8 protein-coding genes are annotated in these 12,246 nt (G+C 64.8%); 4 read left to right on the plus strand and 4 right to left on the minus strand.

Annotation, left to right across the window (positions count from 1 at the left end):
• Complete coding sequence (gene mfd / locus WBN73_RS03660; protein ID WP_337339561.1) at positions 1–3,633, minus strand: transcription-repair coupling factor; 3,633 nt, start codon at positions 3,631–3,633, stop codon at positions 1–3.
• 109 nt (positions 3,634–3,742) lie between these two features.
• Between mfd and WBN73_RS03665 the strand changes: the two genes are divergently transcribed.
• From WBN73_RS03665 to nhaA, 4 genes are all read left to right on the plus strand, one after another.
• Positions 3,743–5,284, plus strand: coding sequence for an SDR family oxidoreductase (locus WBN73_RS03665; protein ID WP_337339560.1), 1,542 nt, complete (start codon positions 3,743–3,745; stop codon positions 5,282–5,284).
• Positions 5,285–5,331: 47 nt separating this feature from the next.
• Entirely contained in the window at positions 5,332–5,829 is a 498-nt protein-coding gene (locus WBN73_RS03670) for a DUF2505 domain-containing protein (protein WP_089594214.1), read from the plus strand.
• A 1-nt stretch (position 5,830) separates the two neighbouring features.
• Positions 5,831–6,052: an SCO4848 family membrane protein gene (locus tag WBN73_RS03675; protein WP_207596844.1), complete on the plus strand. Its 222-nt coding sequence runs from the start codon at positions 5,831–5,833 to the stop codon at positions 6,050–6,052.
• Positions 6,053–6,215: 163 nt separating this feature from the next.
• Complete coding sequence (nhaA, locus tag WBN73_RS03680) at positions 6,216–7,535, plus strand: Na+/H+ antiporter NhaA (protein WP_337339559.1); 1,320 nt, start codon at positions 6,216–6,218, stop codon at positions 7,533–7,535.
• 28 nt (positions 7,536–7,563) lie between these two features.
• Here nhaA and sufU read toward each other — a convergent pair whose 3' ends face one another.
• From sufU to WBN73_RS03695, 3 genes are all read right to left on the minus strand, one after another.
• Entirely contained in the window at positions 7,564–8,016 is a 453-nt protein-coding gene (gene sufU, locus WBN73_RS03685) for a Fe-S cluster assembly sulfur transfer protein SufU (RefSeq protein WP_207596842.1), read from the minus strand.
• Positions 8,017–8,083: 67 nt separating this feature from the next.
• A complete protein-coding gene (locus WBN73_RS03690) occupies positions 8,084–9,409 on the minus strand; it encodes a cysteine desulfurase (protein ID WP_337339558.1) in 1,326 nt (441 codons plus the stop codon).
• A gap of 89 nt (positions 9,410–9,498) precedes the next feature.
• Positions 9,499–11,970: an ATP-binding protein gene (locus WBN73_RS03695; RefSeq protein ID WP_337339557.1), complete on the minus strand. Its 2,472-nt coding sequence runs from the start codon at positions 11,968–11,970 to the stop codon at positions 9,499–9,501.
• Positions 11,971–12,246 lie beyond the last annotated feature (276 nt).

Here is a 12,246-nt window from a genome sequence, read left to right on the forward strand (position 1 = left end):
TTAGCCAGCCTTCACAGGTACGTCGGTGAAAATCGCTTCAATGACGGTGTTGGCCCACTGCAGGATTTCGGCATCCTGGAGGTCGCGCCCGCCGATCCTGGCGGTTTTGGGCTTGGGAATCAGGACGGCATCCAGTGCGGGCTTCACTTGGGAGCCCGGGTACATGCGGTTCAGGCGCATGGTTTTGGATTCGGGCAGTTGCGCCGGCGAGAATCGGATGAAGTTGCCTTGGAGCGCGACGTCGGACAGGCCGGCTTCGCGGGCCCCCACCCTGAAGCGCGCCACGGCAATGAGGTTCTGCGCAGGCAGCGGTGGCTCGCCGTAACGGTCCACCAGTTCGGCCAGGACTTCGTCGATCGCTTCGTACGTGATGGCAGCGGCCAGTTTGCGGTAGGCCTCCAGGCGCAACCTTTCCCCCGGCACGTAGTCATGCGGAAGGTGGGCGTTGACGGGCAGTTCGATCTTCATTTCCGCCGCCTTTTCCTCGGCCTCACCGCGGTACTCGGCCACAGCCTCGCCCACCAGGCGGATGTAAAGGTCAAAGCCGACGCCTTGGATGTGACCTGACTGCTCACCGCCCAGGAGGTTTCCCGCGCCACGGATTTCAAGGTCCTTCATGGCCAGCTGCATCCCGGCCCCGAGTTCGTTGTGCGCTGCCACGGCTTTGAGGCGTTCCAGCGCTACCTCGCCCAATGGCTTCTCGGAGGGGTACAGGAAGTAGGCGTAGGCGCGTTCACGGCCACGGCCAACCCGTCCACGGAGCTGGTGGAGTTGCGAGAGGCCGTACTTGTCCGCGCCATCCACAATCAGGGTGTTGGCGTTGGAGATGTCCAGGCCCGTCTCAATGATGGTGGTGCAGACCAGGACGTCGAACCGCTTCTCCCAGAAGTCCACGATGATCTTCTCGAGGCGGCTTTCGGACATCTGTCCGTGGGCAACTTCCACGCGGGCTTCCGGAACAAGTTCGCGGATTTGTGCGGCGATGCGCTCGATCGAGGAAACCCGGTTGTGGACAAAGAACACCTGTCCCTCGCGCATAAGTTCGCGACGGATCGCTGCAGAGGTCTGCTTGTTCGTGTACGGGCCCACGTAGGTCAGTACGGGGTGGCGTTCCTCAGGCGGCGTGGCCAGGGTGGATGTTTCCCGGATGCCAGTGAGGGACATTTCGAGGGTTCGGGGAATCGGCGTTGCACTCATCGCCAGTACATCAACGTTGGTGCGCATTTTCTTGAGCGCTTCCTTGTGCTCCACCCCGAAGCGTTGTTCTTCGTCCACGATCACCAAGCCCAGGTCCTTGAACTCGAAGTCCTTGGACAGCAGCCGGTGCGTGCCGATCACTACGTCCACGGCCCCGCTCTTGACGCCCTCGGCCGTTTCCTTGGCTTCTTTGGTGCTCTGGAAACGGGACAGCGGCTTCACCCGCAACGGGAATCCGGAGAAGCGCTCCGTGAAGGTTTCATAGTGTTGCTGCGCCAACAGTGTGGTGGGCACCAGCACAGCTACTTGCTTGCCATCCTGAACGGCCTTGAACGCTGCACGGACGGCGATTTCCGTCTTGCCGTAGCCCACGTCACCGGACACCAGCCGGTCCATGGGAATCTCCCGTTCCATGTCCGCCTTGACCTCGTTGATGGTGGTCAACTGGTCGGGCGTCTCCACATACGGGAAAGCTTCCTCCAGTTCGCGCTGCCACGGGGTATCGGGGGCGAAGGCATGTCCGCGGGATGCCATGCGGGCGGAGTACAGCCGGATCAACTCTCCGGCGATTTCCTTGACCGCCTTGCGGGCCTTGGACTTGGTGCTGGCCCAATCGGCACCACCCATTTTGCTCAACGCGGGGGTGTCTCCGCCGACGTAGCGGGTCACCTGGTCCAGCTGGTCGGTGGGCACAAAGAGCCTGTCCCCGGGGGCGCCGCGTTTGGACGGCGCGTACTCCAGCACGAGGTACTCGCGCAGCCCGGCATCGGACGACGACGTGCCAGCCACTTTGCGCTGGATGAGCTCCACGAACCTGCCGATGCCGTGCTGCTCGTGCACCACAAAATCGCCGGCGTGCAGCTGCAACGGATCCACGGCGTTGCGGCGCTTGGACGGCATGCGGCGCATGTCCTTGGTGGAACTGGCAGTCGCGCGACCCAGCAGGTCGGCTTCGGTCAACAGGCCCAGTTTGAGGCCGTCCAGGACAAAACCACGTCCGACGGCGGCGGTGGTCACCTCGATGATGCCTGGCTGCGGATCCTTCTCCAGCGACTCAACGCGGGAACACGGAATATCGGCGTCGTGGAACAGCTCCGCCAGGCGTTGGGCAGGCCCGGGACCATCGGTCACCACCACCACCCGCCATTGCTCGCGGACGCGGGAGCCGATGAATTCCAGCATCTCCGCCACTTCACCTTGGTAGCCCCGAGGTTCACGGGCACGCATGTTCAGGACGTCGATGTCCAGGACCAGGTCCTCATCAGTGGCCAGTGAGGTGATGGACCACCAGGAGACGTTGTGGGCAAGGGCAGCCGAGCGGGTGTCGGTCAGGGACCGGAAACTGGCAGCATGCAGGTCCGTGGAGGCCTGGGACGACAGGTCAAGGGGCGCCGCACCGCCGTCGGACGCTGTTGACCAGGCGGCTTCCAGGAATTCCTCGTTGGTGGCCGCGAGATCGTGCGCGCGGGTGCGTACCTTCTCTGGTTCGATGACGACGGACAAGGACCCGGCCGGGAGCTGGTCCACGAACGGGACCATGGCGTCCACCAGCACGGGCGCCAGAGATTCCATGCCTTCAACGGCGATGCCGCCGGCGATCTTTTCCAGCATGTCCGCAGCTGCCGGCATGTCCGCCTTCAGCTTGGAGGCGCGGGACATCACGGAGGGCGTGATCAGGATTTCGCGGCACGGCGGAGCATGGAGCGCCGTGGGGTGGTGTATGCCGGGGGCGGACAGCGAGCGCTGGTCGGCTACGGCGAACCAGCGCATCTGGTCCACTTCATCACCGAAGAATTCCACGCGGATGGGATGGTCCTCGGTGGGCGGGAAAACGTCAAGGATGCCACCACGGACGGCGAATTCGCCACGGTGGGTCACCATGTCCACACGGGCATACGCGGCATCGGACAGCGCGCGGACTACCTCCGTGAACGAGCGTTCCTGTCCCACCTGCAGCGTCACCGGAACCAGGTCACCCAGGCCGGCCACAAGAGGCTGGACCACGGCGCGGACAGGAGCCACCACTACGCGCAAGGGGGCCGCCGTCGACGTCTCCGGGTGGGTCAGGCGGCGCAGGACGGATAGGCGCCGGCCCACGGTGTCCGAGCGGGGCGACAGCCGCTCGTGCGGGAGGGTTTCCCAGCTGGGGAAGGCGGCCACGGACCCGGCCGGAAGATAGGAGGCCAGAGCAGCGGTGAGGTCTTCGGCTTCGCGGCCAGTAGCTGTGATGGCGAGGACCACGGGAGTACCAGCGCCGTCGGCGGCTGCGTCGGCCAGGGCGTCGGCCATTTCCGCGAGCAGCACAGCCCGCATGCCCGTGGGCGCGCTGATCTGGTAGTCAGTGTTGCGGTCGCTGAAGGGCCGCTGAGCTTCCGTTCGGACGCGCGCGAAAGTCTTGTCCTCCGCCAATGCGCGGCGCAGACCGTTGAGGCTCATGACAGAAACTCCTAGGGTGGGTCCAAGGGCAGGCAACACAAATGCCCGGAAATTCAGATGAACGCCGGGTCATTCCAGCCTACCTCTACCCCCAGCCCCAGGAGTTCCTTTGCAGCCTTCGGAAGCCACCCATTCCAACACCCCGCAGGACACCAAGACCGTTCTGGTGACCGGCGCCACCGGCTACATCGGCGGCCGCCTTGTCCCCCGGCTCCTCGAGGCCGGCCACAGGGTCAAAGTCCTGGTCCGCACGCCACAGAAGATCGCCGACGTTCCCTGGCATGACCGCGTGGAGATCATCGAGAACAGCTTGTCCGACGCCGAAGGCCTCACCGAGGCCCTGGCTGGCGTGGACGTCCTGTATTACCTGGTCCACTCCATGGCGTCCGGCAGCGGATTCGAGGCCAAGGAAGAAGCAATGGCCCGGCTCGTGGCAGAAGCCGCAGCCGAGGCCGGCGTGGACAGGGTTGTCTACCTCGGCGGACTGCACCCGGAGAACGAGGAACTTTCCGTCCACATGCGGTCCCGCGAGACCGTGGGAAAGGTGTTCCTCGATTCGCCGGTGGACGCGATCGTGTTCCAGGCCGGTGTGGTGATTGGTTCCGGGTCGGCGTCGTTCGAGATGATCCGGCACCTCGCCGAAACCCTTCCCGTGATGCCCGCGCCAAGTTGGGTTGGCAACCGGGTTGAGGCCATCGCGGTCCGTGACGTCCTGCATTACCTCGTAGCTGCCGCGGCGCTCCCGGAGAAGGTGAACCGTTCCTTCGACATTGGGTCCCGGGACGTCCTGAAGTACAAGGAGATGATGAACGAGTACGCCGTGGAGCGTGGGCTCCCCCGGCGGCTGGTCATTGCGCTCCCTGTGCCTGCACCGAAGCTTGCCGGTTTGTGGGTCGCCTTGGTGACCCCCATTCCGTTGTCCATGTCCCTGCCGTTGGTGCAGTCGCTGCAGCATGACGCGGTGTCGCGGGAGCACGACGTCGACCGTTACTTCCCGCAGCCCGACGGCGGCCTGACGCCCTACCGCCGCGCCGTCGCCTTGGCGCTCGGCAAGGAACGGGACGGGCAGGTGGAGACCACCTGGGCCAACGCCGGCATCGACGCCGATCCGCTTCCCAGCGACCCCGACTGGGCCGGTTACAAAGTGTTCCTGGACGAACGGACCTTCCACAGCGAGGCGACGCCGGAACATGTCTGGACCATCATCGAGGGCATCGGCGGCAAGAACGGATGGTACTCCCTGCCCTTGGCCTGGCGGATCCGCGGGTCGCTTGACAAGCTCCAAGGCGGCGCCGGATTGTTGCGGGGACGCCGGCATCCCAAGACGCTGAACACCGGCGAGGTAGTGGATTGGTGGCGGGTGGAGGCCATTGACCGGGGGCACCTGCTGCGCCTGCGGGCCGAGATGCGGGCACCGGGAGGGGCATGGTTGGAGCTGGCGGTGGAACCCGACGGTAATGGCAGCCTTTACAAACAGCGCGCCATTTTCTTCCCGCGAGGCTTGGCCGGGCGGCTCTACTGGCTGGGTGTCTACCCGTTCCACGGCTTGATCTTCCCGTCCATGGCCCGCAACATCTCGGCAGCGGCCATCGCCCTCCAGGAAAGCCCGCCCAAGACCGCCGGTTCAGGGGTGGCCAGCGAGACCCCGTAGGATGTTGGGAGCTAAAAAGCTTCACCACCACCATTCACGGAGGACCCATGGCCCTGAGCGCATCCACCACCCTGCCGCACAGCGTTGACCGCGTTGCTGCCGTATTCGTCAACGAAGATTTCCTGCGTCACACGAGCGAACTGGTGGGCGGCTCCCTGGAATCGTTCACCATCGACGGCGACCCCGCCGGCGCCTTCAGCACCACCACAGTCCGCACCCTGCCCACCACCCGCCTGCCGGATATTGCCCGCAAGTTTGTTGGCGAAACCCTGAAGGTCACCCAGACCGAGCAGTGGGAAGCTCCCGCCGCCGACGGTTCGCGCGCCAGCAACATCGCTCTCAAGATCTCGGGTGCTCCCCTGGACGTCACGGCCGTCCAGCGCCTCGTGGCTGATGGCAGCAACACCCGGATCGAGCTCGAAGGCAACGTGTCTTCTTCGGTGCCGTTCCTCGGTGGCAAGATCGCAGACGCCGCTGAGCCGATGGTGGGCAAAGCCCTGAACATCCAGTCGCAGCAGGCCCAGGCCTGGCTCGAAAGCCACTAAGGTGGAGATCCCCGCTGTCCTTGCGGTTGTCCTGATCGTTGCCGGGGCCTGGTCCCTGGTGGTGTGGCCGCAGTTCCTCAAGCGCGTCATGAAGGATCCCCGCGCCCGCGATGCCGCAGGCAAGGCCACCAAGTTCCTCACGGTCCACGTTGTGCTGGTCACCATCTCCATGGTGCTGGGACTCGCGACGGCAGCCATTGGGATTGCGGGCCTCGTCGCCTAGGTTTCACCCAACTAAGTAGCAGCAGAGCGCGTTATGGGAGCTGATAACGCGCTCTGCTGTTACTCAGTTGGGTAAGATGGTTATTGGTGTGCCGGGAAGTCTGGTCGGCGGAGCCTTTGTGCTCCCCTGAGACCGATTGATTTTGCGCAAGTAAGGAGCCCCCGTGGCCCAGAAGCCCCCTGCAGCCCCTCAGCAACCCAGCAGCTCAAGCGCAGTTTTCTCGCGCTCCAGTTACCCCGAGTACCGCAGGATCCTCTCGATCCTTCGCACGGAAACAGTGGGCGGCGCGCTCCTCCTGGCAGCCACCGTCGTCGCCCTGATTTGGGCCAACTCTCCCGTGGCCGACGGCTACTTCGCATTCCGCGACGTCAAGATCGGCTTCGAGCCCTGGCATCTTGAGCTGAGCCTCGGCCATTGGGCCTCGGACGGCCTCCTGGCGGTGTTCTTCTTCTTGGCAGGCCTTGAGCTCAAACGCGAGTTCGTGGCCGGCGAACTCCGCAAACCCGCGAAAGCAGTTGTTCCCGTCGCCGCGGCGATCGGCGGCGTAGTGGTTCCGGCCGCCATCTTTGTCCTCTTCAACCTCGGGTCCCCTGAGACGCTCAAGGGCTGGGCCATTCCTACCGCCACGGACATCGCTTTCGCCCTGGCCGTACTGGCCGTCATCAACACCCACCTGCCGGCCGCTCTCCGGACGTTCCTGCTGACCCTCGCCGTGGTGGACGACCTCATCGCCATCGGCATCATCGCCTTCTTCTATTCCACGGGACTCCAGCCGCTCATGCTGTTGGCCGCCTTGGTGCCGTTGGCCCTCTTCACGTTCCTGGTCCAGAAGCGGATCCGCAGCTGGTACTTGCTCGTACCCCTTGCTTTGGCCACGTGGGGCTTCGTCCACGCTTCCGGGATCCACGCCACGGTGGCGGGGGTGCTGTTGGGCTTCGCCGTTCCGGTCCTGGCCAGCGGCAAGAAGGGAGAACCGGCCGAAGGCCTGGCTGAGCACTTCGAGCACCGGCTGCGCCCGTTCTCGGCAGGCTTCGCAGTGCCCGTCTTCGCGTTCTTCTCCGCAGGCGTGGCCTTGGGCGGATTCGATGGCATGGGGGCAGCGCTCACGGATCCCGTGGCCGTCGGCATTGTGGCAGCACTGGTGGTGGGCAAGGCAGTGGGCGTTTTCGGCACCACGTACCTGGTCACCAAAACCACCCGCGCAAGCCTCGACTCCAGCATTTCCTGGATCGACCTTTTCGGGCTGGCTCTTCTGGCGGGCATCGGCTTCACGGTTTCGCTTCTCATTGGCGAACTGAGCTTCGGCACCGGTTCAGCCCACAATGACCACGCCAAGGTGGCCATCCTGGCAGGGTCCCTGATTTCGGCGCTGCTGGCCGCCGTCGTACTCAGGGCCCGTAACCGGCGGTACCGTCAGGTGCAGGCGGATGAAGAACGGGACGACGACGGCGACGGCGTACCGGATGTCTTTGCCCGCCACTGACGCGCGGGTGCTGGGTTGCTGCTGAAGGTCAGGCGGTGGCCTGGTTGAGCGCGTCCTCGGCAGCAACCCAGGAGATCATGGCACACTTCACGCGTGCCACGTAACGGGCAACGCCCTCGAAAGCGGCAGCGTCGCCCAGGATCTCCGGGTCCGCCTGGACTTTGCCACGGGACCGCAGGACCTCACGGAAGTTCTCGATCACGGAGTGCAATTCCTCCACGGACATGCCCTCGGCCAGTTCACTGAGCACCGAGGCCGAGGCCATGGAAATCGAGCAACCCGCGCCGTCCCAGCTGATCTGCCGGACCGTTCCGTCAGCAACGGCCAACCGCAGCGTTACTTCATCGCCGCACACCGGGTTCAGCTGGTGTGATTGGCCGGTGGACGCACCTTCGGGGGCTGGCGTTTCAGCCAAGCCGCTGCCGTGCCGCTGCTTGGAGTGGTCCAGGATGATCTGCTGGTACAGCTGGTCAAGACTCATGGTGGTTGTTGCCTGTTCTGCGAAAAATCGTTGGTTGAGGCTGCCTGGCTTCCAGGGCTGCCGAAGGTCAGGCCTGGAAGTATGCCCGGACCCCGGAAACAGCATCGAGGAAAGCATCGACGTCGTCCGTGGTGTTGTAAAGGTAAGTGCTCGCCCGGGTAGTGGCCGTCAGGCCCAGGCGGCGGTGCAGCGGCTGGGCGCAGTGGTGACCGACACGAACGGCGATGCCGCGATCATCAAGGAACTGCCCGACGTCGTGCGCGTGGACACCGGCGACGTCGAACGCTGCCAGGCCGATTCGCTCGGACCCGGAGGCGGGACCTACGACGCGGATGCCGTCGATGCTCTCGAGCCCTTTGACGAGGCGCTGACCAAGCGTCGTTTCCCACGCATGGATGCGGTCAATGCCAGTCTCGGTGAGGTAGTTCACGGCGGCAGCAAGCGCCACAGCCTGGGAGATCCGCTGGGTACCGGCCTCGAACCGCTGGGGCGCCGGCAAGTACTCGGCCCGCTCCATGGTGACCGTGGTGATCATCGAACCACCGGTGAGGAAGGGCGGCATGACATCAAGGATCTCCTGCTTGCCGTAAAGCACGCCGACACCTGTAGGCGCCAGCATTTTGTGCCCGGAGAACACCGCGAAGTCGACGTCCAACTCCTTGACGTCCACGGCCAGATGCGGCACGGACTGGCATGCATCCAGGACCACCAGGGCCCCGACCTTGCGGGCGAGTGCCACGAGCTCCACCACCGGGTTGATGGTCCCCAGGACGTTGGACGCGTGGGTGAAGGCCAGTAGCCTGGTCCGTTCCCCCACGATCCCGGCTGCGGCGTCGAGCATCAGCGTTCCGTTTTCGGTGACGGGGATGTACTTCAGGGTGGCCCCCGTCCGGAAGGCCAGCTCCTGCCAGGGGATGAGGTTGGCGTGGTGCTCCATTTCGGTGACCACGATCTCGTCGCCCGGTCCCACGGCCAGGTCCTTCAGGCGCGAATCGCCACGGCCCTGCGCCGCCCACAACCCGGCGTTGGATAGTGCGTAGCTGATGAGGTTAAGTCCCTCGGTGGCGTTGGAGGTCCACACGGTTTCCTCGTACTGCGCGCCGATGAAGTCCGCCACGGTCTGGCGTGCGTCCTCGAAGACCTCCGTGGCTTCCACGGCAAGGTGGTGGGCTCCACGGTGGACGGCCGCATTACGTTGTTCGTAGTACTCCTGCTCGGCCTCGATGACGCTGAGCGGGTTCTGCGACGTGGCGCCGGAGTCCAGATAGATCAAGGGTTTACCGTTGACCATCTGGTCCAGCACCGGGAAGTCATTCCGGATCCGCAGCACCTCCGCATTGTCCATGGCATGCACGGACCGCAGCAGTGAGGCGGGGGTTGATACGGCAGTCAAGGGGCGCTCCTTGGAAATCCTTCAGGGACTCCCTATTATCCCACGGTGGCCCCTGCCGTGCGGTGCCGAAGGTGTGCCGTACAGCACGTTCAGCCCCCGGCCCTCCCGGGTACCCACCCCAGCGGCGGAACAGCCCCGCTGTCGAACGCGTTACGCAACCGTTCAACCAAGACCAATGTGCGCCGGCTTGCTGCACTCCGGGTTCGGGCTTCATACCCGCTGGCCGCACGGGAGAAGCACACGGAAGCATGGGCAAACAGCCTGTCGGCAGACAAACTTCTTCCCGCAGCTTCCAACGTCTTGGGATCGTTGTCCAGCAGTGCCTCTGCAAACGTTCCCAGGGCGGCTCCTCCGGCTCCGTGAATTTCCGCAGCAAGTCCTGACAGCCGCCGCTGGACCACAAGGTCGTCGACGGCGGCACTGCTTGCGTTCAGCGTCAGGAGGGACACTGCCTCGGCTTCCAACAACGTGCTGCCCTGGTGGTGGAGTTGTTCTGCCAGCGCCAACAGATGGCCCGGCTTACCGGCCATCTGGTCCTGCACCGCCGCCAAATAGACGGAGCCGAGCTGGGGAAGGAGGCCAGCGGGATCCCCGACTTCCCGCAAAGCAGCGAGGCTCTGCCCACTACGCTCCATCGCCTGCGCAGGGTTTCCGCACAGCGCCTCGGAGTAGGCCAGCAGTGCTGCAGCGAATGCCAGTACCGGCGGAAGGCCGGCGTCGGACAATTCCGCGAGGACCGGCTCCAAAGTTCCCCGCGCGGCGCGGGGAAGCCCCTGGCTGAGTTCGGCGTACCCCCGGGCAACGTCCAAGCACACGGCCAGGTATGTGGGGAGGACAAAGGCCGCAGGACACTCCAGGAGTGAATCTATTTGGCTCCAGGCCAGATTGTTGCGAAGGCATACTACGTGCCGGAGCAGCACCCCAGGCCGGAACATCTCCAGGGCAGGGTCCGCGTCAACGGCCGCCATTGCCGCAGTTGACCGCTCCAACGCTTCCGGGGCGGATCCAGCGAGTAAGAGCCGTTCGGCTTCCCGGACGTTCCACACCACGTGGCCGGAAATTTCCTGCAGGGTCTGCGGCCGGCCGGCGCCGGAAGCAGACTCCCCTGAACCGGCGTCCTCCGAAAGACCGGACATTGCTCCACCCGGGACAGCCCCCAGGAGTTCCAATGCCAACAGGCGGCTGCCGGCATCGGCCTTTACCTCCGGCGATCCCCCACCTGCTGCCAACTCCCGCAGTTCCGGGGCGGCTTCGCCCACCAGGCCTTCTGCAACCAAGGCCCGCGCCCTGATGAGCCTGGCCTCGTTCTTCCGGCCCGGCCCGGCCACTGCTGCGGCGGCCCGCATGACGAGTTCGGCAGTTGACGGCCTGTCAGCGGCCGGGGCGGTAGCCAGAAGAACCTCATCGGAAAGGGTCAGGCCACAGTCAAGGGTCCATGTCATCCACCGCAGCAGGGTGGGGGCGGATCCGCGCGTGAGCGCGGGCTCCTCAACGCCAAGGCGGAGGGCCAGGCTCCTGGGTCGTGGCACGGCCAGCCGGGTACCCTCGCCACGCAGCCAGGAACTTGTCCTGACCAGCGGCGGCCGCCCCGCCAGCAGCCGGATGTGCCGGTTGGCCAGAAGGTGTTCAACGGCGCTCCGGCCAAAATGGTGCTCCACAACGTCCAGCGCCACAGGTTCAGCGAGCGCTATGAGTTCGAGTGCATGCCGTTCCTCGGCAGGCCGGGCGGCGTTTTCTGCCTGCACTTGTGCCACCACACCTGGCCAGTCGCAGTGGGCCCGGACATCAATGGTCCAGAAGCCGTCCTTCTGCACCAGCAGACCAGCATTCCGTGCATCGTTGATGGCGATCCCCAGCAGCCCCACATTGAAGCCGCTCATGGCGGCTAAAAGGCTGCTGGCACGGCGTTGGACCTTTCCACTCAGGATGGATTCGGACAGCGCATGAGCCTCGCTGAAGGTAAAGGGCGGAAGAACGTACTGTTCCAGGAAGCCGTCTTCCCAGAGTTGGTAGAGGTCCGGAGGAAGGGGCCGGCGGCTGTCGGCAGTTGCAACCAAGGTTGCCCCGAAACCGGGTATCAGTTGCAGCAGGACGGCCAAGGAGGCTGGGTCTACGTAGTGGATGTCGTCCACCAACAGCACCAGCGGCGGCCTTGCCGTGTGAGCCCGGCGTTTGTTCCGGCGTCGGCCCATCTGTGGTGTGTACAAATATTCAGCGGCACCCAGGGTGCTGGTCAGGGCCCGGAGGACGTGAAGCCCCGGCGGCAGTGTGTCTTCACCGCCGGGTTCAGCTGCCGCGCCCAAGGCGCCGTAACTGGTGGTCTTCAGCTCTGGTTTCCCGGCGAAACTTCTGACATCCATGGTTTCGGCGAGGCCCTCTTTGACCGAGAGCAACAGGTGGGTCTTTCCGGATCCTCGGTCCCCTACCACCACGATGCCACTGGTGGAGGGCGACGGTACTGCGGAAAGGATGATGTCCAGGAGCCTCGTCCGGTCCGGGAAGGGTGATGGCCTCAGCCCGACTGTGACGGTGTCTTCGTCCAGCCAGGGATCCGGCAGCATGCGCACTCCAATAGCAGCAGTCCCATGGTCCGGGAGGGGTGATTTCCGCGAAGTGCGGGCTACCTGGCCTAGAAGCCGGCGGCGGCTGGGGGGAGAGTCTCGGTCTCAGAAGACTCTGTCGCCGCCGGCTTCGTCCAGGGCCGGAACACCTTTCGGTGTCCGGTGCATCGGCTCAAAGAGACCACCGATGCGGATGATGCGACTTTCGGAATCCCGGTGATGCTTGGGGCTGAACCGTTCTTCCAAGATCAATACTGCCGGGGTGGCGAACGGGGT

This window comes from Paenarthrobacter sp. CCNWLY172, assembly GCF_037402035.1.
GTDB lineage: Bacteria > Actinomycetota > Actinomycetes > Actinomycetales > Micrococcaceae > Arthrobacter.